The organism is Piscinibacter sp. PDB5-1, assembly GCF_056676035.1.
Window position 1 is genome coordinate 322,815 of the sequence record NZ_JBWVZL010000004.1, and the last position, 18,713, is coordinate 341,527.

Sequence of the window (18,713 nt, forward strand, 5' to 3'; positions counted from 1 at the left end):
GGCCGTCATGACCCCATCCCCCGCAGCGTCCGCCAGCACGCCAGCGCCCCGTCCCATCCCGCGGCCGCTCTACCTCGTGCGCGTGCTGGGACTGTGCTTCTTTCCGGTGTTCACGGTCGTCGTGGGCAACGCGGTGCTGCTGGTCGTGCCGCAGGCGCGCGAGGCCTTGCACGTGGGCACCGAAGAGGCCGGCTGGGCGCAGGGCGCCTCGCTCATCGTCGGCTTTCTGCTGTGGATGCTGTCGGCCTGGTACACCGCGCGCCAGTTGCTGTCGCGTCAGTTCCAGCCCGACACGCTGGGCGATGCCGGCCCGGCCTTCGAAGGGGCCGTGACCACCTGGCTGCCGCGCGTGCTGGCGGCGCTGGCGGGCTACCCGATCGCGCTGGCGCTGCTGGCCTCGGCCCCCGGCATCGCAGCGGCCATGCTCGTGCTCGCCACGGCGGTGACGGTGTTCGTGGTGTGGCGCCGCGAGATCAAGTGCCTGGGCCTGCCCGGCAGCCGCCGCCACGCCCCGCGCGACGACCACCTGGGCCGCACCACGCTGCGCATCGTGGGCCTCGGGCTGGCGGCCTCGTACCTGCTGCTGTTCCTGCTGGTGGCCGGCATGGCACCGCTCGCGCGGGCGCTGGGGGCGCCGGCGCTGCTTCTGCTGGCGCTGGCCTCGTGGACGCTCTTCGGCGGCATGGTGCTCACGCACCTGCCCAAGTCGCGTGGCGGGCTGGCGTGGACCTGGGTGCCGCCGGCGCTGATCGTCCTGCTGGCGCCCTTCAACGAGAACCACACCGTGCGGGCCGACGCGCAGACCGGCGAACCGCCCCCGCGCCCGGCCCTGCTCGCCGCGCTGCGCGAGCGCTGCGGCGCCGACGGCGCGAAGTGCCGTCCGCTGGTGCTCGTCGCCACCGCGGGCGGGGCTTCGCGCGCGGCGCACTGGACGACCTCATCGCTTGGCCTGCTGCACGACCGGTTCAAGTTGGGCGACCACGTGCTGGCCATCAGCAGCGTCTCGGGAGGCTCGGTGGGCGCGGCGGCCTTCGTCGGCGCGCTGGAGCTGTCGCGCCAACCCCAGGTGGCCGAGAAATGCCGCAGCGTGCGCGCGGTCGGCACCGACTTCACGGGCCGCGACCACCTGGCCACGGTCACCGGCCTCATGCTCTTCCCGGACCTCGTTCAGCGCCTGCTGCCGGTGCCGATTGCCGCCTTCGACCGCTCGCGCGGGCTCGAAGAGGTGTGGCAAGCCGACTGGCACGCGCTGGTCGAAGCCTGCGGCCTGCGGCCCGCCGACGTGCCATGGTGGAACGCGCCGCTGGCCGCCCTGCCGCCGAGCACGGCCGGTCGCCCGGCCCTGCTGCTCAACACCGCCGCGCTCGGTTCGGGCGCCCGCGTGATGCAGTCGGACGTGGTCGTCGGTGGGTCCGACGCCGTCGACCTGCTCGGCGTGCCCGACCTGCGCACACGCGGCCTCACGCTCGCGCAGGCGGTGCACAACAGCGCGCGCTTTCCGTACGTCAGCCCCGCCGGGGTGATCGAGATGCGCGATGGCCGCGTGTGGGACCGCCTGGGCGACGGCGGCTACGTCGAAGCCAGCGGCGCGCTCGGGCTGGTCGGCGTGGTGCGGGCCTTGAAAGAGGCGGGCTGGGGCGACCAGCTGCATGTGCTGATCCTCGACAACACCCCCTCCGGCGAACGCGACTGGCTGTGCCGCGCCGGCCAGACGCCGCCCGCGCGGCCCCACGACCAGTGGCTGGCCGAGCTGTTGGCGCCCCCGGCCGGGCTGTTCAACGGCCGGCGCGGCCGCTCGGCCGCGGCCGAGCGCGAACTGCTGGCACTGATCGGCGGCTGCCAGACCGGCCGTTGGGCCGAAGTGCGCCTGCCGCGGCCGGTCGACGGCGAGCCCGAACCGTCGATGAACTGGCTGCTCAGCCAACGGTCGCGCGACCAGATGCGAGACGCGCTCGACCACGCCCTGGCCGGCGCGCCACCGCCGTCGGTGCCCCACGCGTTGCTGGCGGCCAACCTGGCGCAGGTGCGGGCCTGGCTGCCCGCCGCGGCACCCGCAGCGAGCCCGGCGCCGAAGGGAGTGACGCGATGAGCCGGCCCGGATGGGCGAGGGCCTGGGCCCGGGCGCTGGCCGTGCTCGACCGCTTCACGGCGGTGACACTGGCCACCCTGGCCGTGCTGGCCACCTACGCCGGCTGCGTGCTGTTCGCCGGCAGCGCGGCCACCGACGGCGCCGGGCGCTGCGAGCGGCAGGCCACCTCGATGTGCGTCGAGCTGTCCAACGACGCCCAGCAGGCCGCGCAGCGGCTGCGCCAGGTGCGCGATGCGATGCCGTCCGAAGCGGTGAGCGCCTTGCAGCGGCAACGCGACCTCGACAACCGCTTCTTCATTCCGTTCTATGCCTTCGCCTACGCGCTGTTCGCGTTCTGGGCCGGCCGTGCCGGTGCGTCGTGGGTGCTCAGCGCCGCAGTGGTGCTCGCCGTCGCGGTGCTGGCGTGGTTGGACGCGACCCGGGAGAACGCGCACATGCAGCAGGTCATCGTGCAATTGCGCGCCTGCAGCGTGACGTGGATGGCCGGCCAGGCCTGCACGCCCGAGCAGGGCTCGATGGCGGCGCTGTTCGAGGCCTCGCGCTGGAAGTGGACTGCCTTCGCCGCCGTGTCGGCGCTCGTCGCCTGGGGATGCGCGCGGGCGGTGCGGCGGCGTGGGCCGCGGCTGTGGCTGCCCGCCGCGCTGGGCCTCGCGGCGACCGTGGCGACGCTGCTCGGCGCCTGGTGGCCCGAGGCAGGCCTGGCACAGCGCGTCGCTGCCATCGAAGCCGGCTTCGGGCTCGGCTTCGCCACGCTCATCGCTTTGGGCTGGCTGCTGGTGCTGCGCGGCGCGCGCACCGTCAAGCGCATGCGCCGGCGGTAGCTCGCAGCAGCCGGCTCAGCCCTTCGCCGAGGTCGGCGGCGCGAAGCGCTTCGGCGGGCGGGCCGCGCGATCGTAGAGCGGCGTCACCTTGGGCAGCGCGGCCTGGATCTCGCGGATGCGCGACGGCCCCGACGGGTGGGTGGACAGGAACTCGGGCGGCGCACCCTTGCTGGCCTGGCCCATCTTTTCCCACAGCGAGATGCCGGCGCGCGGGTTGTAGCCAGCGCGGGCCGACAGCTCCATGCCGACCAGGTCGGCCTCGGACTCGTCTTCGCGTCCGAAGCGCAGCGTGAGCAACTGCCCGCCCAGGTCGGCCAGCATGCGCCCGCCATTGCCCAGGCCGAACAGCGCCGCGCCCAGCTCGATGGCCCCGCGCGTGGCCATGGTCTTGCCCATCTGCTCGCGGGCGTGCTCGCGCAGCGCGTGGGCGATCTCGTGGCCCATCACCATGGCGACCTCGTCGTCGTCGAGCTTGAGCTGGTCGAGGATGCCGAAGTAGAACGCGATCTTGCCGCCCGGCATGCAGAAGGCGTTGATCTGCTTCGAGCCGAGCAGGTTAACTTCCCACTTCCAGTCGCGGGCACGGGGGTTCCACGGGTGGCTGTACGGGATGAGGCGTTGCGCGATGCTGCGCAGGCGCACGACCTGCGGGTGGTCGGCGGGGGCGAGCGCGCGCTTGGCGGCGGCCTCTTGCTTCATCTGCTCGTACTGCCCACTGGCGGCCTGCTCGATCTGCCCGGCGGGCACGAGCTTCGAGAACGACGAGCCCTTGCCCACGTCCACCGCGGGTTGCGCCCAGGCGGGCGCAGAAGCGGCGGCGGCGCCGGTGGCCAGCAGCGCCTGCGTGAACAGGCGCCGGCCGTGGAGGTGGCAGCTGCAACCCATCGGGTGGGCACGCAGGTCGGCGTCGGGGGTGAACGTGGCAATGGTGTCCATGGTGGGCAGCAAGGTCATGCCGAACTCTGACAGTTCAAGAGGCGGCGGGTTCCAGGAGGGGGCGCCGTTCAGTCGTCGGACGAGGGCGCATCCGGGTCCACCTCGAGCGCGCGCACCGGCCGACGCAGCCACGCGAGCATGGCCAGCGCCGGCACCGCCGCCACGGTCGAGACGATGAAAAACAGCGGCCAGCCGATGGTCTCGGCCAGCACGCCCGCCAGCGGCCCGACCCACACGCGCCCGACCGATGCGAAGGCCGACAGCAGCGCGTACTGGGTCGCGGTGAAGCGCTGGTTGCACAGGCTCATCAAGAAGGCCACGAAGGCCGCCGTGCCCATGCCACCGCTGATGTTCTCGCAGGCGATGACCAGCACCAGCCCCCCATCGACCGTCGTGGCCTTGTCGAGCCAGACGAGCCACCAGTCGAAGCTCGGCACGGTGAAGCCCGGCAGCGCCCCTTTGCCGTTCGTCGCCAGCCACCAGAAGCCGAGGTTGCTGGCCATCTGCAAGATGCCGAACAGCATCAACGAGCGCCACAGGCCCAGCTTGAACATCAGCACGCCGCCCACCAGGGCGCCGCCGATCGTGAACCACAGGCCGATCAGCTTGTTGGCCACGCCGAATTCGGCTTGCGTGAAGGCCATGCCCTTGAGCAGGAAGGGCGTCATCAGGGAGCCGGCGAAGGCGTCCCCCAGTTTGTAGAGCACGATGAACGCGAGAAAGCTCAGGGCCTGGGGCCGGCCGAAGTAGTTGCGCAGGCCACCCAGCAGCGTCTCGAAGCGCGCCCGTCGTGCGGCCCAGATGACCAGCGGCGCGGTGAAGGCCATCCCCAGCAGCAGCGTGGCGAGGTCGACCCACTTGCCTTGCAGGGCCGGGCTCAGCGAGGTCTCGGCCAAAGTCGGGCCGAGCACGCCCTGCATGATGGGCCGGGCCACGCCCTGGGCGAGCAGTTCGGTCAGGCCGGCGCGCGAGCCGATCAGCCGGCTCAGCGCATGGGCGCCGGCTTCGCCCAACCCCGCGGTGAAGCCGTAGCCCACGACCACCGCCAGCAGCACCGCGGCGAAACCGCGCAGGTCGTTTCGCGCGTTGCTCTGCGGCCGCTCGTGGTGCGCCAGCCGCGGCAGCGCGACGGCCGAGAAGACCGCCACACCCACCATCAGCCAGGCCATCACGCGGTAGACCTGCGGCCAGCTCATCGCGCCGCCCTGTTGCGGATCGGCCCAGATCATCGCGAGGCCACCCGAGACGATCATCGCCAGCCGATAGCCGAAGACGTTGAGCGACGAGCCCATGCCGCGCTCTTTCGGCGCAAGCAGGTCGGTGCGGTAGGCGTCGATCACCACGTCTTGCGAGGCCGAGACGAAGGCCACCAGCACCGCCAGCAGCGCAAAGCTGCGGATGGCCGCGCTGGGCGACGTGACCGACAGCCACCACAGGGCCCCCGCCAGGGCCAGCTGTGTGAGGACGAGCCAACCGCGGCGCCGCCCAAGCCAGGGCAGCTCGAAGCGGTCCATCAGCGGGGCCCACAAAAACTTGAAGGTGTAGGGCAGGCCGACCAGGCTCAGGAAGCCGATGGTGGCGAGGTCGATGCCTTCGACGCTGAGCCAGGCCTGCATGGCCTGGCCCGTCAACGCGAGCGGCAGGCCCGAGGCCACACCGAGCACGGTGACAACCGCCAGCCGGTGCAAGGCGCGAAGGCGCGCGAACGAAGGAGTGGGGCTCAGCGCGTCGGCGGTCGGGGACATCGGGCGATTCTAGGGAGCGGCTCCCACGCCACGCCGCCGTGCCCCGCAGCCGATCAACGCGTGGTCTCGTGGGGTTGCCGCTCGGTGATCCAGCGCAGCAAGTCCACCCACATCTGGCGCATCTCGGACTCGCTGGGCGTGCGAATCGCGCTCGGCAGTTCGATGGTCACCACGGGCACGCCCTTGTGCACGCCGCCGAAGTTGCCGAGCGAGCCGGGAAAGATACCGACCTGGTCGAGGTACAGCCGGCCCAGGCGCTGCGGCGGCACGCTCGGGCCGTCGTAGTCGAGCACGCCGTAGGGGGCGTGCACGCTGACGATCAGGTCGGGCCGCCAGCTCGTCATGGTCTGGACGATGAACTGGCTCTCGGGTTCGGACAGCGGCTTGGCGCCGGGGTAGCGGCGCGGGTCTTTCTTCGTGCGCTGCGACCAGTAGCGCGGGGCCTCGTGCTCCCAGTGCGGCGTCGGGAAGTTGCGGTTCAGGTCCACCTTGTTGGCGTTGGTGCGCGTGGGCTTGGGCAGCAACAGGCCGTCGGGGTTGACGGCCGGCACGAAGCGCCAGTCCATGCCGGCGGGGGTCTGGGTGGCGTGCTCGATCCAGTGGAAGACGAGCGAGGTCGACGACAGTTCGTCGCCGTGGATGCCGCCGATCACCAGCACGCGGCGCGGCGCGCGCAGGCGCCGCTTGGGTTCGCCCTCGGGCACCGGGCTCAGCACGTCGCGCTGCAGCAGCGGGAAGCCCTTCACCGAGTGCATGCCCGAGGGCCGCAGCGCCGCGCCCTCGCACAGCGCGAGACGCAGGTTGGGCAGGCGCCGGCTCAGGTCGGCGCAAGGGGCAGCGGCGAAGGCGGGCGCGGCCAGGGCCACGGCCAGCGCGGCGGCAGCCGCCCGCACGAGGTGAGAAACAGGTCGCATCGGCATGCGGAAAGTTTAGAGGGCTGTCACGCCAGCGGCGTCGCCACGCCCCCGTGAATGGAAGTTGTGCGGTGCAAACCGGCTCCGCGACAATGCCGAACCATGACCGCCCTGTTGCGCCCCAGCGCGCCCAGCTTTTCTCCGCACGACTTCCGCTCGGCGCTCGGCGCGTTCGCCACGGGCGTGACCGTCATCACCGCGCGCGACGCCGATGGCCGCCTCGTGGGTTTGACGGCCAATTCGTTCAACTCGGTCTCGCTGGCCCCCCCGCTGGTGCTGTGGAGCCTGTCGCGCAGCGCCGGCTCGATGCCCGCGTTCGCGCAGGGCTCGCACTACGCGGTGAACATCCTCGCGGCCGAACAGCGCCCCATCGCCGAACGCTTCGCCACCAAAGACATCGACCGCTTCGACGGCGTGCCCTTCCGCGAAGGCGCGGGCGGTGCCCCGGTGCTCGAAGGTGTCGCAGCCTCGTTCGAGTGCTTCAACCGCAGCCGCTACGAAGAAGGCGACCACGTGATCTTCGTCGGCGAGGTCGAGCACTGCGAGCGCCGCGAAGGCGCCCTGCCGTTGATCTACCACGGCGGGCGCTACTTCACCGAGCTGCCGCTGTAGGCGGTTGAAATCGGCGGGCACGGCCGCCACGTGAGGCGAGCCCGCCCAAGGAGCCGCCCATGCTGATCGCCTGCCCGTCCTGCCAGACCACCAACCGCGTGCCCGATGCGCGCCTGACCGAAGACCCGGTGTGCGGGCGCTGCGGCCACGGCCTGCTGAGCGGCGAACCGATCGAGTTGACCGATGCGAACTTCGACGCCGTGGTGTCGAAAACCGAGTTGCCGGTGGTGGTGGACTTCTGGGCCGAGTGGTGCGGCCCCTGCCAGATGATGGCCCCGCAGTTCGCGCTGGCCGCCAAGCAGCTCAAGGGCCGCGCGCTGCTGGCCAAGGTGGACAGCGACGCCAACCCGCGCGTGTCGGCACGCTTCGGCATCCGCAGCATCCCGACGCTGGTGATGCTGCGCGGCGGCACCGAGGCCAAGCGCGTGTCGGGCGCGCAACGGGCGCCGCAGATCGTCGGCTGGGTGAGCGAAGGCTGAGTGCCCGTCGCTCACCTCCTGCGTTCAATCGACCTTCGCGCCCGAGGCCTTCACGACCGGGGCCCACTTCTTCGTTTCGGCCGCGATGTGCGCGGCGAACTGCGCCGGCGTGTTGCCGCTCGGGATCGCCCCTTGCGACAGCAGACGCTCTTTCAGCGCCGGCGTGGCGAGCGCCTTGGCCGCCTCTTGCTGCACGCGGCTGACCACGTCGGCCGGCGTGCCGGCCGGGGCCAGCAGGCCGAACCACGAACTCGCCTCGTAGCCCTTGACCGGCCCCGCCTCGGCGATGGTCGGCAGCTCGGGCAAGGCCGCGCTGCGGGTGGCGCTGGTGACGGCCAGCGCTTTCAACTTGCCCGACTTGATGTGCGGCATGGCCGAGGGCAGGTTGTCGAACATCAGGTCCATCGTGCCGCCGATCAGGTCGAGCAGCGCCGGCCCCGAGCCGCGGTAGGGAAAGTGCACGAGGTAGGTCCCGGTCAGCGTCTTGAACAGCTCGCCGGCGAGGTGGATGGACGTGCCGTTGCCGCTCGAGGCCATGTTCAGTTTGCCGGGGTTGGCACGCGCGTAGCGGATCAGGTCGGGCACCGACTGGATCTTCAGCGCCTCGGCCTTGGCCGGGTTGAGCACCAGCACGTTGGGCACGGCGGCCACGAGCGTGACGGGGGCGAAGTCCTTGATCGGGTCGAAGGGCAGCGAGGGGTACAGCGACTGGTTGATGCCGTGCGTGCCCACGGTGCCCATCAGCAGCGTGTGGCCGTCGGCCGGCGACTTGGCGACCAGCTCGGCGCCGACGTTGCCGCCGCCGCCGGGTTTGTTCTCGACGACGAACTGCTGGCCGAAGGCGCGGCTCAGTTCAGGCGCCAGGGCGCGTGCGAGCAGGTCGGTGGTGCCGCCGGGTGCGAAGGGCACGACGATGCGCACGGGCTTGCTGGGCCAACCGGTCTGGGCGAAGGTGGCGGCGGGCAGCAACCCCGCGCCGGCGGCGGCCAGCAGGTGGCGGCGATGGATCTTGTGCATGCGGTCTCCGAAGGGGATGAGACCGCGCAGTGTGCGGCTGCAGCAAAGCGCGCCGCGTCAGGGCTTGTACCCAGGTCTTCAGGCAAAAAAGAGGGAAAGCGGGACAGGGGCCGGGGACTCGCTCTCTTCACCCCCGGTTGCCCGCTTTCCCTTGGACGTCAGAGCGCCAAAAAAAACGTCTTGCCTGAAAGATGGCACCCGGCCACCCGGGCATCCATGCCGTCGAGGCCCGCCTGGCCGCGACGGCTCAGCGCGAACCGCGCGGCAGCAACTGCCCCGGCGGCGGAAACAACGACAGTTGCGTCGGCGCGCGGCGCGACTGCAGCACCTGCGAGGCACGGGGTGCGCTCGGCAGCACCGCCGGCGTGGTGCGCGCGGGCAGATTCATCAGCACACGCGAGCCTTCGACGCGCGGGCGAGCGGAAGGGGTGAACGACGGGTGGTCGAGGCGTGACATGACGTGGCCCCGCTCAGTGGCCGACCAGCCACTGGCTGGGGGCAAAGTCGTGCAGGGGCGCGAAGCCTGAACGCAGCGAGGCGGGCAGGCCCTTGTCGGATGCGCCCGGCGCCGGCTGCGCCAGCCGCAGCAGCGACGAGGCGCCGCCGCGGCAGCTCGGGGCGTGGGGCCGCGCGGCACGGCGCGGGGGAGCGGTTCGACGGTGGAACACGGGCATGGGGTCGGTCCTGGTCAGAAGTCGGGGGGCGGTGCCGGGGGTGAACGCTCACCTGTGACATCCGCCCGTGACATCTGCGAGCGCAGCTTCCATGCCATGGCTTGCCAGGCCCCGAACCCCCTGGGGCACGACCCAAAGTGACGTGCTGCGCTGCGCGCTGCCGCCGCATTTGGGCCAGACCGTAAGACCGGCGTTACACGACTGACCGGAAACGTCAGCGACTGGCGGCCTGCACGCGCGCCGCGGCCCCTTCGCCCAGGTGTGCCGTGACGGCCTCGAGCGCCGCCGGGTCGGCCAGCACGCGGCGGTGGCCCAGGCCTTCGGTGCGTAGCAGGCGCGCGTTGCGCAGCTGCCGCGCCATGGCCTCGCCGACCGCGAACGGCACCATGCGGTCGGCCGCGTCGTGCACCACCAGCGCGGGCAACGCCAGGCGCGGCGCGAGCCAGCCCAGCTCAAACTCGTCGAGCGCCATGCCCTCTTCGAGCTCGATGCGGCGCTTCATGTGCGCCGACAGCGCGTCGCTCAGGCCAAAGCCGCTGGCGAACCAGTGCAGCACCACGCGCGGCGGCGGCGAGGGCGCGAACAGCGCCAGCCGCTGCACCGGCAGGCCCTGCGCGACGGCATGCGACGCGGCCAGCGCACCCATCGAATGCGCGACCACGCCGTGCAGCGGCCCGAGCCGCGCCGAGGCGGTCCACAGGCCGCGCACGAACTCGGGCAGCGAGGTGCGCCAGCCGGCGCTGCGGCCATGCGCCGGAAAGTCGAGCGTGACCGGGTCGAAGCCGGCCGCGACCAGCGCATCGGCCAACGGTGCCATCTGCATCGCGTCGCCGGCCCAGCCGTGCACCAGCAGCACACGCGGCGCGCCATTCGCGGTGTCGGTGCGGCGGTAAGCGGTGAGCGTCTTGCCCTCGAAGGGCCAGGTCTCGACGCGCCAATGGGGCGCCAGCGGGCGGCGCCGGGTGCCGAGCTTCGACGGCATCGGCGTGAAGAAGAGCCGCAGCGCCAGGCGCAGGCCCAGCCGGGGCGCGCGGTGCTGCAGGCCGCGCATCGCCACGCCCAGGCCCTGGGCGAGCGGGTGGGCGTACAGCGCGCGGGTGGGGTTGGCCTGCGCGAGCGCGGCGGCCGAGGCGGCGTTGGGGGTGTGCATGGTCAGGGGCTTTCGAAATCGGCGTTGCTGTCAGGCAGCAAGGCCAGGACGCGGGTCAGGCGGGCGATTTCCACCCCGGCGCCGACCAGGGCGACGAGGGACAGGGTCACGAGCAGGAACCACATGGCGCATCTCCTTGTCGCACGACCGTGCGACGGTTGGGCAAAAAAGACAGGGCTGGGGGAGCCACGGCAAACAACGGGTGGAAATGAGTGGTCAGCCGGGGCGAAAGCCCTGCATCAGCCGCTCATACGCCGCCCAGCAGCGCTCGGCGGCACGCGGATCGCGCAGAAAGCGCGCCTCGCGCATCAGGGCGATGAACAGGCCGTCGAGCTCGAACACCAGCTGATCGGGGTCGATGCCGGCCTTCAGGTGGCCCTCTTCGACCGCTTGCACGACGCAGCGACGCAACGCGGCGCGCCAGCGCAAGACGTGGTCGAGCAGCGCGTCGCGCAGCAGGCCTTCGCGGTCGTCGAGCTCGAAGGCGCCGGCCGAGAACAGGCAGCCGCGCACGCTCTCGTAGCCCATCGCGCGCTTGATCCACAGCTTCATGATGGCGTTCAGCCGAGGCAGGCCGCGCGCCTCACGCATGGCGGGCACAAAGACTTCTTGCAGGAAGCGCGCGCCGGTGGTCTCGATCACCGCCTTCTGCAGCGCCTCGCGCGAGCCAACGCGCGAGAACACGCCGCTCTTGGACAAGCCCAGCCGCTTGGCGACCTCGCCGATGGTCAGGCTCTCCAGGCCGTCCACCGCCGCCATCTGGCAGGCGGTGTCGACGATGGCGGCCAGCGTCAGCTCGCTGCGGTCGGTCTTGGTTTCCATGCGACGAACCTTAGCACGATCGTGCGACACCCGCGTTCACGCATACCCCTGCACGCTTCAGGGCCGTTGCACGCGCGGCAGCAGGAGGCCCGGCAAGTCACGTGGTACACCGCGGGCCAGGGAAGAGAAAACAAGAGGATCGAATGCCATCACAGAGCTTCGACGCCCGGTTCCGCTGGACGGTGATCGCGCCGTTCGTGGTGGCCGTGGTGCTGCTCGCCAGCCTGGCCGCCGCCAGCATCGACGCCTTGGCCGGCGCGCGCGCCTACGTGGGCGGCGAAAGCCGCTGGTCGAAGGCCCAGAAGGACGCGGTCTACCACCTGCTGCGCTATGCCGAGCAGCGGCACGACGCCGACTACCAGAAGTACCTCGACGCACTGGCCGTGCCGCTGGGCGACCGCACCGCGCGGCTCGAACTCGACCGCCCCGAACCCGACCTCGCGCGCGTGCGCCAGGGCTTCATCCAGGGCGGCAACCACCCCGACGATGTGGACAGCATGGTGCGCCTGTACCGGCGCTTTCGTGACGTCTCGTTCATGAGAGAGGCCATCATGATCTGGGCCGCCGCCGACGGACACATCGACGAGCTCGACAGCCTGGCGCGGCGCATCCGCGAACGGGTGCTGCGCGGCGAGACCGACTCGCCCGAGCTGCGCCAGTTGCTCGACCAGGTGGTGCCGCTGAACGACCGGCTCACGCGACTGGCGCTGCGCTTTTCAACCACGCTGGGCGACGCGGCGCGCGTGGCGCAGACGCTGATCCTCTGGAGCATCGTGCTGACCAGCGGCGCGCTCGCGCTGGTGGGTATCGGCCTGACCTCGCACCTGCTGCGCCGCGAGGCGGCCACCGCGCGTGCGCTGCGCGAGGGCAACGAGCGCTGGAGCCTGGCCATCGAGTCGGCCGGCATCGGCGTGTTCGACTGGGACCTCGGCAACGACCGCGTCACGATCGACGCCCGCGCCGCCGGCCTGTACGGCTTGCCGCGCGAAGACGCCACGCTCGACGGCCGCCGGCTCTCGCGCGAGCTGGTGCACGAAGAAGACGCCGCGCGCGTGCGCCAGGCGCTGCAGCAGACGATCGACAACCCGGCGCCGCTGCACATCCGCTACCGCGTGCACCTGCCCGATGGCCACGTGCGGCACCTGCAGCTCGATGCGCGCGCCCGTGTGCGCGGCGACGTGACGCGGCTGATTGGCATCTTGTCGGACGTGAGCGACGACGTGCAGGCCGAACAGCTGCGCCTCGACAAGGAAGGGGCGGTGCGCGCCAGCCGCGCCAAGAACGCCTTCCTCTCGCGCGCGAGCCACGAGCTGCGCACGCCGCTGAACGCTGTGCTGGGCTTTGCGCAGCTGATGGAAAGCGATGCCGACGAGCCGCTGTCCCCCAAGCAGCGCAAGCGCATCCAGCAGGTGCTCGACAGCGGCCAGCAGCTGCTGGAGCTGATCAACGACATCCTCGACCTGACCGGCCTTGAGGGCGACACGCTGAGCCTGCACACGAACGACTTCGCACTGCGCGGCGTGATCGAAGCCAGCCAGGCGCGCGTGCTGGCGCTTGCGCGCGATGCCGCGGTGCAGCTCAGCTGGGGCGTCGAGCCGGGCGATGCGTCGGGCAACGAACCGCCGGTCGTGCGCGCCGACGCACGCCGGCTCGAACAAAGCCTCGTGCACCTGCTCACCAACGCCGTCAAATACAACCGGCCCGGCGGCCGCGTGGACCTGCGGGTGCGCACCCACGACGCAATGGCGATCATCACCGTGCGCGACGACGGCTTAGGCATTCCGGCGGCGCAGCTCGAACGGCTGTTTCAGCCCTTCGACCGGCTCGGCGCCGAGGGCAGCAAGGTGCGCGGCAGCGGGCTGGGCCTGGTCATCGCGCGGCAGTTGCTGCGCCGCATGGGCGGTGATCTGCTGCTGACCAGCGAAGAGGGGCGCGGCACCTGCGCCGAGTTGAGCATTCCGCTCGCGCCGCCGGCCTCGGCAGAAGCGCCCGACCGCGAACCCGCAACCGGGGCCATCCCACCCCGCGTGGCGGCCACGGCGACCGCCGCCACGGGCGACGACCCCGAGCCCCGTGTCGGGGGCCGTTCGCGCGGCGCGGCGCTGGCCCCGCCCACCGGCCCGGCCAACCTGCCCTGATGCACGCAGCGTTCGGCGCGGCGCTTGCCGGCCGCCCCGAGGCTCAGGCCCCGGCGACGTGGCCGCGCGGCAGCGCGCCCAGCAGGCGGCGCGTGTAGTCCTGCTGCGGCGCGCCGAGGATCTGCGCCACGCCGGCCTGCTCGACCACCTCGCCATCTTTCATGACCAGCACCTCGTCGGCCATGAAGCGCACCACCGCGAGGTCGTGGCTGATGAAGACGTAGGCCAGGCCGAGTTCGTCTTGCAGGTCTTTCAAGAGGTTGAGCACCTGCGCCTGCACCGAGACATCGAGCGCGCTCACCGCCTCGTCGAGCACCAGCACCTCGGGCGACAAGGTCAGGCAGCGGGCGATGGCGATGCGCTGGCGCTGGCCGCCCGAGAACTCGTGCGGGTACTTGTCGAGCGCGTCTTCGCCCAGGCCGACCTTGGCCAGCAAGGCGATGGCGCGTGATTCGCGTTCGGCGGCATCGGCCCCGATGCCGTGGATGCGCATCGGCTCGACCAGGCTTTGCGCCACCGTGAAGCGCGGGTTCAGCGAGGCGTACGGGTTCTGGAAGACGACCTGGATGCGCCGGCGCAATGGCAGCCAGTCGCGCCGCGGCACCGTGAGCAGGTCGCGGCCGTCGAACAGCACGCGCCCGCCGACCGGCCCGCCCGAGGGCTCGTGCAGGCGCAAGAGCGCGAGGCCGAGCGTCGTCTTGCCCGAACCCGACTCACCCACGATGCCCAGCGTGTGGCCGCGCCGCAGCTGAAAGCTCGCGCCCTTCACCGCCTCGAACGCACGCCGGCCGAACACGCCCTGCGGCACCCAGAAGCCCTTGCGCAGCGACTGCGCCTCGATCAGCACCGGCGCGTTCGGGTCTTTCGGTCGGGCCACGCCCACCGACGCGCGGCCGGCGATGAAGTCGTCGATGACCGTGAGCCGCGCGGCCGTGTCGTCGAGCCGCGGCCGGCAGGCCAGCAACGCCTTCGTGTACGCGTCTTGCGGGTCGCTGAAGAGGCGGGCCACCGGGCCGTGCTCGCGCACCGTGCCCTGGCGCATCACGACCACCCCGTCGGCGATCTCGCCCACCACGCCGAGGTCGTGGCTGATGAAGAGCATGCTCATGCGCCGCTCTTGCTTGATGCGCGCGAGCAGCTCCAAGATCTGCCGCTGCACCGTGACGTCGAGCGCGGTGGTCGGCTCGTCGGCAATCAACAATTTCGGCTCGCAGGCCAGCGCCATCGCGATCATCACGCGCTGCTGCTGGCCGCCCGACAGCTGGTGTGGGTAGGCGTCGAGCCGGCGCTTCGGCTCGGGCAGACCCACTTCGGCCAGCAGCGCCTCGGCCCGCTCGCGCGCCTGCCGGGCGCTCAGGCCCAGGTGTTTGCGCAGCGGCTCGGCGATCTGCCGGCCGACCGTGAACACCGGGTTCAGCGAACCCATCGGGTCTTGGAACACACACGCGATCTCGCGCCCGCGCAGCGCCTGAAGCTCGGCGCGCGAGGCCGCCATCAGGTCGCGCCCGTTGAAGCGGATCGCCCCCTGCCGCTCGGCGTTGTCGGGCAGCAGGTTGACGATGGACATCGCGGTGACGCTCTTGCCCGAGCCCGACTCGCCGACCAGCGCGACGGTGGTGTTCTCGGCGATGTCGAACGAGATGCCCGCCTCGCCGCGCCCGACCGCCTGCACCCGGCCCTCGCCGCGCCCGAGGCGAAACGCCACGCGCAGGTCTTGCACGCTCAGCAACAGGGTCATGTGAGCCCCTCGGCCGGCTTGGGAGCGGCCCGGCGCTCGGCCCGCGTCGGCGTTGGCACCTGGTGTCTCATTCCAGCCCCCGCAGCTTCGGGTCGAGCGCATCGCGCAGCGCGTCGGTCAGCAGCGAAAACGCCGTGACGAACAGCGCCATGAAGGCCGTGGCCGCCGCCAGCTGCCACCAGTAGCCGAGGATCAGCTCGCTCTGCGCCTCGGCGAGCATGGTGCCCCAGCTCACCTCATCGACCGCCACGCCCAGGCCCAGGTACGACAGGATCACCTCGGCCTTGATGAAGCCCACCACGTGCATCGACAACTGCACCAGCAGCACGTGGCTGATGTTGGGCAGGATGTGCCGGAACATGCGCGCGAACGCGCCCGCGCCCAGCGCCTCGGCCGCGCGCACGTACTCGCGCACGGTGTGCTTTATGAACTCGGCGCGCACCAGGCGGTAGATGCCCGTCCACCCTGTCAGCCCGAGGATCACGATCAGCGCGCCCACGCCCTTGGGCACCGGCGAGCCCGGCTGGTTGAGCACCGCCGCGAAGGCGAGGATCAGCAAGATGCCCGGGATCGACGTGAACACGTTGTAGACCCATTCGAGCAGGTCGCCAACCTTGCCGCCGAAGAAGCCCGCCAGCGCGCCGAGCAGCGTGCCGATCAACGTGGCGGCCAGCGCCGCGAGCACGCCGACCATGATCGAGATTTCAGCCCCCTTCACCGCCTTGGCGAGCACGTCGCGGCCCAGGCGGTCGGCACCGAAGGGCAGGGTCGGTGCCTTGGCGCTGTCTTCGGTCTTGAAGGCACGCGCGCGCTCGGCCCAGTCGGCGTAATGCGGGGCCAGCGGATCGACCGCGGTGAGGTCCACCTCGGGCCCGGCCACCCCGGCCACCGCTTCGGCGGCGTCTTCTTTCGACGGCCCCAGCAGCGTGGGCGGTGCGTTGGGCACGCCGACCTCGTCTTGCCAGCTGCCGGCCAGGCCGCCCAGGCGCGCCAGGCCCACCAGCAGCGCGAAGGCCAGCACCAGCACCAGCGAGACCATGCCGACGCGGTCTTGCCGCAGGCGCTGCCAGCCCTGCGCCCAGGCCCCGGGCGAACGCGCGCGGCGCGGCACTCCCGGTGTGCCCGGCCCGGCCACGGCGCTCACCGCAGCACCACCCGCGGGTCGGCCAGCTTGTAGGCCACGTCGGTCAGCAGGTTCACCACCATCGTGATGACCGCGATGTAGACCGTGATGGCCTGGATCACCGGGTAGTCGCTGCGGCTCACCGCCAGCAACACCTCACGCCCCAGGCCCGGGATCGAGAAGAAGGTCTCGATCAGGAACGAGCCGACGAAGATGCCCGGCAGCGCCATGCCGATGTTGGTGAGGATGGGGATCATCGCGTTGCGCAGCACGTGCCGCAGCAGCACGGTGCGCTCGGTGAGGCCCTTGGCGCGCGCGGTGCGCACGTAGTCGTGGCCGATCTCGTCGAGAAAGAAGGTGCGGTACAGGCGCGTCTGCGGCGCCAGGCCCACCATCACCGCCAGCAGCACCGGCAGCGGCGTGTAGACCGCGAGGTTGGTCCACAGGCTTTCGCTCCAGCCCTGCACCGGGAAGAGCCCGAGCCGGAAGGCGAAGAAGTACTGGCCGGCGATCACGTACACCAGGAACGAGATCGACAACGCCACCGTGCCGACGATCATCACCACGCGGTCGGTCAGCGAGCCGCGCCACGCGGCCACCAGCAGGGCCAGCGGCAGGGCCAGCAGCACGTCGAGCACGAGGATGGGCACCATCACCGTCAGCGTGGCCGGCAGGCGCGAGGCGAAGAGCTCGGACACCGACTCTTGCGTGGCCCAGCTCTGGCCCCATTCGAAGGTGACGATCTGGCGCGCGAAGATGAAGAACTGCTGCCACACCGGCTTGTTGAGGCCCAGCTGTTCGCGGATCGCATCGACTTGCGCCGGCGTGGCGTTCAGCCCGGCGAGGATCTCGGCCGGGTCGCCGCCGACGAACTTGAACAGGGCGAACACCAGCAGCACGACGCCCGCAAGCGTCGGCACCATTTGCCACAAGCGACGGATCAGGTACGCGGCCATCGAGGGTGAAGGCAAAGGCGGGGGTTGAAGACCGGCGCAGTCTAGGGCCTGGGCCGCAGGCGCCGACCTCGCAATGCCCCTAATCCGCTTCGCGCCCCTGGCCGTCGAGCTCGCTGGTGTATTGCCGCGCCTTGTCGTCGGCCACGAGCGGCGCAATGTCGAGCGCGGGCGATGGGCCCAGCAGGTCGGCGAGCGCCGCCTGCAGCGGGTCGCGCAGCCCATCGAGCGGCTCGCGCGCATCGACGCGCAGCGTGAAGCGGCCATCGGCCTGCTGGTGCAGCGTGTGGCGCACCAGCGCGAAGGGCTTCAGCGCGTGCGTGACCTCGATGTTGTTGAGCCAGGTGCCGTCGGCGCGCCGAAAGCGCACCGGCGCGCGGCCTTGCAGCTCGCACAGCAGCGGGCCCTGTTCGGTGAAGACGAGCCGGGCGAAGTCGCCGGTGCGGTAGCGGATCAGCGGCAGGCAGGGGTTGAAGCCGCCGGTGACGGTGACCTCACCCGGCTCACCTTCGGGCGCGGGTCGGCCATCGGCGCCCAGCACCTCGATGAAGAGATGCGGCTGCAGCGGCACGAAGCCGCCGCGCGCCGGCACGTGCACGGCGATGGGGCCGACCTCGTTCATCGAGTACAGGTCGAGCACCGGGCAGGCGAAGCGGGTTTCGAGCTGCGCACGCAGGCCCGCGCCCAGGGCCATCGACGTGCTGAGCAGCGCACGCGGGCGGTGGCGCATCGGCAGGCTGGCGAGTTCGGCCAGCGAGACCGGGTCGCCCGAGACCAGCTCGGGCGCCAGCGCGTCGAGGTAAGGCGCGCGGTCGTCGGCGTGCCGCCATTCGTGCGGCATCAGGTTGAGCTTGGCCAGCCCGCAGTGGCCCGCCAGCGGGTTGACCGAGACATACGTGAAACAGCGCTGCTGGTGCCCCGCGAGCACGATGCCGACCTCGCCGCGCCCGGCCCGCGGCGTGATGCCGAACAGCGCCAGCGCGCGCCGGTGGTAGGCCAGGTACTCGGCCGCCACGCGCGGGGTCGAAGGCACGCGCAGCGGGTGGCCGGTGGTGCCCGAGGTGGTGAAGCAGATCAGCGCATCGAGCGGCAGGCCCTCGGGCACGAAGTCGCTCAGGCGCGCGCTGAGGTCGGCACGCTGCATCGGGTCGATGGCCTGCCAGGTGGACCGCACCGGGCCGCTGCCGCGTCGCGCCGGGACCGTCGCCCAGTGCCGGCGCACGAAGCGCCAGGCCCAGACCGGCGGCTCGGCGCTGGGCTGCCGCAGCGAGGCGCGCAGCAGCGTGCCCAGGCGCCACGCCGCCGCGAGGCGGTCGCGCGGCGTCAGCCGGTGGCCGCTGAAGTCGCGGTACAGCGGGGCCTGCGGGTGACCGCGCATCCAGCGCAGCAGCTCGCGGTCGGCCGCGCCCAGGCCGGGCAGTCGGCGCGGGTCGAACAGCGCTTGCTCAACGCCCTCGGGCAGCGGCGGCACGGCAGCGCGCGACACGGCATCCAGTGGCATG

At 71.7% G+C, this 18,713-nt stretch carries 18 protein-coding genes; 5 read left to right on the top strand and 13 right to left on the bottom strand.

The features are described 5' to 3' along the window. Positions 1 to 7: 7 nt before the first annotated feature. Both AC1KAT_RS17740 and AC1KAT_RS17745 read left to right on the top strand, forming a co-directional pair. Positions 8 to 2,089 (top strand): hypothetical protein, encoded by a 2,082-nt coding sequence (locus AC1KAT_RS17740; RefSeq protein ID WP_480328299.1) that lies wholly within the window; start codon positions 8 to 10, stop codon positions 2,087 to 2,089. Then, the gene (locus AC1KAT_RS17745) at positions 2,086 to 2,910 is read left to right on the top strand and encodes a hypothetical protein (protein WP_480328300.1); all 825 of its coding nucleotides are present in this window, start codon (positions 2,086 to 2,088) and stop codon (positions 2,908 to 2,910) included. The genes AC1KAT_RS17740 and AC1KAT_RS17745 overlap by 4 nt, the downstream gene beginning before the upstream one ends. Before the next feature lie 15 nt (positions 2,911 to 2,925). Here AC1KAT_RS17745 and AC1KAT_RS17750 read toward each other — a convergent pair whose 3' ends face one another. The 3 genes from AC1KAT_RS17750 to AC1KAT_RS17760 are packed head-to-tail and all read right to left on the bottom strand — an operon-like array spanning position 2,926 to position 6,511. Beyond that, entirely contained in the window at positions 2,926 to 3,855 is a 930-nt protein-coding gene (locus tag AC1KAT_RS17750) for a M48 family metallopeptidase (protein WP_480328525.1), read from the bottom strand. Between the two features lie 59 nt (positions 3,856 to 3,914). Beyond that, positions 3,915 to 5,591, bottom strand: a complete 1,677-nt coding sequence (locus tag AC1KAT_RS17755; RefSeq protein WP_480328301.1) for an AmpG family muropeptide MFS transporter — start codon at positions 5,589 to 5,591, stop codon at positions 3,915 to 3,917. 53 nt (positions 5,592 to 5,644) lie between these two features. Continuing rightward, the gene (locus AC1KAT_RS17760) at positions 5,645 to 6,511 is read right to left on the bottom strand and encodes a M14 family zinc carboxypeptidase (RefSeq protein ID WP_480328302.1); all 867 of its coding nucleotides are present in this window, start codon (positions 6,509 to 6,511) and stop codon (positions 5,645 to 5,647) included. Positions 6,512 to 6,607: 96 nt separating this feature from the next. Between AC1KAT_RS17760 and AC1KAT_RS17765 the strand changes: the two genes are divergently transcribed. Next, positions 6,608 to 7,117, top strand: a complete 510-nt coding sequence (locus AC1KAT_RS17765) for a flavin reductase family protein (protein WP_480328303.1) — start codon at positions 6,608 to 6,610, stop codon at positions 7,115 to 7,117. 59 nt (positions 7,118 to 7,176) lie between these two features. Then, complete coding sequence (gene trxC, locus AC1KAT_RS17770) at positions 7,177 to 7,596, top strand: thioredoxin TrxC (protein WP_480328304.1); 420 nt, start codon at positions 7,177 to 7,179, stop codon at positions 7,594 to 7,596. Positions 7,597 to 7,620: 24 nt separating this feature from the next. Here trxC and AC1KAT_RS17775 read toward each other — a convergent pair whose 3' ends face one another. From AC1KAT_RS17775 to AC1KAT_RS17800, 6 genes are all read right to left on the bottom strand, one after another. Further along, positions 7,621 to 8,613, bottom strand: a complete 993-nt coding sequence (locus AC1KAT_RS17775) for a tripartite tricarboxylate transporter substrate binding protein (protein ID WP_480328305.1) — start codon at positions 8,611 to 8,613, stop codon at positions 7,621 to 7,623. A 247-nt stretch (positions 8,614 to 8,860) separates the two neighbouring features. Beyond that, positions 8,861 to 9,070, bottom strand: a complete 210-nt coding sequence (locus AC1KAT_RS17780; protein WP_480328306.1) for a hypothetical protein — start codon at positions 9,068 to 9,070, stop codon at positions 8,861 to 8,863. A gap of 13 nt (positions 9,071 to 9,083) precedes the next feature. Further along, positions 9,084 to 9,287, bottom strand: coding sequence for a hypothetical protein (locus AC1KAT_RS17785; RefSeq protein WP_480328307.1), 204 nt, complete (start codon positions 9,285 to 9,287; stop codon positions 9,084 to 9,086). A 214-nt stretch (positions 9,288 to 9,501) separates the two neighbouring features. Then, complete coding sequence (locus AC1KAT_RS17790; protein ID WP_480328308.1) at positions 9,502 to 10,437, bottom strand: alpha/beta hydrolase; 936 nt, start codon at positions 10,435 to 10,437, stop codon at positions 9,502 to 9,504. Positions 10,438 to 10,439: 2 nt separating this feature from the next. Further along, entirely contained in the window at positions 10,440 to 10,562 is a 123-nt protein-coding gene (locus AC1KAT_RS17795; RefSeq protein ID WP_480328309.1) for a hypothetical protein, read from the bottom strand. 91 nt (positions 10,563 to 10,653) lie between these two features. Then, entirely contained in the window at positions 10,654 to 11,259 is a 606-nt protein-coding gene (locus tag AC1KAT_RS17800) for a TetR/AcrR family transcriptional regulator (RefSeq protein WP_480328310.1), read from the bottom strand. A gap of 143 nt (positions 11,260 to 11,402) precedes the next feature. Here AC1KAT_RS17800 and AC1KAT_RS17805 point away from each other — a divergent pair, with 143 nt between their 5' ends. Then, positions 11,403 to 13,397 carry a sensor histidine kinase gene (locus AC1KAT_RS17805; protein ID WP_480328311.1) on the top strand — a complete coding sequence of 665 codons (1,995 nt, stop codon included), beginning with the start codon at positions 11,403 to 11,405 and terminating at the stop codon, positions 13,395 to 13,397. A gap of 43 nt (positions 13,398 to 13,440) precedes the next feature. Here the strand turns inward: AC1KAT_RS17805 and AC1KAT_RS17810 are convergent, their stop codons facing one another. The 4 genes from AC1KAT_RS17810 to AC1KAT_RS17825 all read right to left on the bottom strand — a co-directional run bounded on the left by AC1KAT_RS17810 (position 13,441) and on the right by AC1KAT_RS17825 (position 18,712). Then, the gene (locus tag AC1KAT_RS17810) at positions 13,441 to 15,135 is read right to left on the bottom strand and encodes an ABC transporter ATP-binding protein (protein WP_480328312.1); all 1,695 of its coding nucleotides are present in this window, start codon (positions 15,133 to 15,135) and stop codon (positions 13,441 to 13,443) included. Positions 15,136 to 15,202: 67 nt separating this feature from the next. Continuing rightward, positions 15,203 to 16,279 (bottom strand): ABC transporter permease, encoded by a 1,077-nt coding sequence (locus tag AC1KAT_RS17815; protein ID WP_480328313.1) that lies wholly within the window; start codon positions 16,277 to 16,279, stop codon positions 15,203 to 15,205. Beyond that, positions 16,276 to 17,214 (bottom strand): ABC transporter permease, encoded by a 939-nt coding sequence (locus AC1KAT_RS17820; RefSeq protein ID WP_480328314.1) that lies wholly within the window; start codon positions 17,212 to 17,214, stop codon positions 16,276 to 16,278. Before AC1KAT_RS17820 ends, AC1KAT_RS17815 begins: the two co-directional genes overlap by 4 nt. A 79-nt stretch (positions 17,215 to 17,293) precedes the next feature. After that, complete coding sequence (locus AC1KAT_RS17825) at positions 17,294 to 18,712, bottom strand: AMP-binding protein (protein WP_480328526.1); 1,419 nt, start codon at positions 18,710 to 18,712, stop codon at positions 17,294 to 17,296. Position 18,713: the final 1 nt, after the last annotated feature.

What these genes read in the sequence shown, in the direction of transcription:
- AC1KAT_RS17800 (WP_480328310.1), bottom strand. Translation starts at nt 11,259, where the DNA reads ATGGAAACCAAGACCGACCGCAGCGAGCTGACGCTGGCCGCCATCGTC.
- AC1KAT_RS17825 (WP_480328526.1), bottom strand. Translation starts at nt 18,712, where the DNA reads ATGCCACTGGATGCCGTGTCGCGCGCTGCCGTGCCGCCGCTGCCCGAG.
- trxC (WP_480328304.1), top strand. Translation starts at nt 7,177, where the DNA reads ATGCTGATCGCCTGCCCGTCCTGCCAGACCACCAACCGCGTGCCCGAT.
- AC1KAT_RS17765 (WP_480328303.1), top strand. Translation starts at nt 6,608, where the DNA reads ATGACCGCCCTGTTGCGCCCCAGCGCGCCCAGCTTTTCTCCGCACGAC.
- AC1KAT_RS17740 (WP_480328299.1), top strand. Translation starts at nt 8, where the DNA reads ATGACCCCATCCCCCGCAGCGTCCGCCAGCACGCCAGCGCCCCGTCCC.
- AC1KAT_RS17745 (WP_480328300.1), top strand. Translation starts at nt 2,086, where the DNA reads ATGAGCCGGCCCGGATGGGCGAGGGCCTGGGCCCGGGCGCTGGCCGTG.
- AC1KAT_RS17760 (WP_480328302.1), bottom strand. Translation starts at nt 6,511, where the DNA reads ATGCCGATGCGACCTGTTTCTCACCTCGTGCGGGCGGCTGCCGCCGCG.
- AC1KAT_RS17795 (WP_480328309.1), bottom strand. Translation starts at nt 10,562, where the DNA reads ATGTGGTTCCTGCTCGTGACCCTGTCCCTCGTCGCCCTGGTCGGCGCC.
- AC1KAT_RS17780 (WP_480328306.1), bottom strand. Translation starts at nt 9,070, where the DNA reads ATGTCACGCCTCGACCACCCGTCGTTCACCCCTTCCGCTCGCCCGCGC.
- AC1KAT_RS17755 (WP_480328301.1), bottom strand. Translation starts at nt 5,591, where the DNA reads ATGTCCCCGACCGCCGACGCGCTGAGCCCCACTCCTTCGTTCGCGCGC.
- AC1KAT_RS17810 (WP_480328312.1), bottom strand. Translation starts at nt 15,135, where the DNA reads ATGACCCTGTTGCTGAGCGTGCAAGACCTGCGCGTGGCGTTTCGCCTC.
- AC1KAT_RS17820 (WP_480328314.1), bottom strand. Translation starts at nt 17,214, where the DNA reads ATGGCCGCGTACCTGATCCGTCGCTTGTGGCAAATGGTGCCGACGCTT.
- AC1KAT_RS17775 (WP_480328305.1), bottom strand. Translation starts at nt 8,613, where the DNA reads ATGCACAAGATCCATCGCCGCCACCTGCTGGCCGCCGCCGGCGCGGGG.
- AC1KAT_RS17785 (WP_480328307.1), bottom strand. Translation starts at nt 9,287, where the DNA reads ATGCCCGTGTTCCACCGTCGAACCGCTCCCCCGCGCCGTGCCGCGCGG.
- AC1KAT_RS17790 (WP_480328308.1), bottom strand. Translation starts at nt 10,437, where the DNA reads ATGCACACCCCCAACGCCGCCTCGGCCGCCGCGCTCGCGCAGGCCAAC.
- AC1KAT_RS17805 (WP_480328311.1), top strand. Translation starts at nt 11,403, where the DNA reads ATGCCATCACAGAGCTTCGACGCCCGGTTCCGCTGGACGGTGATCGCG.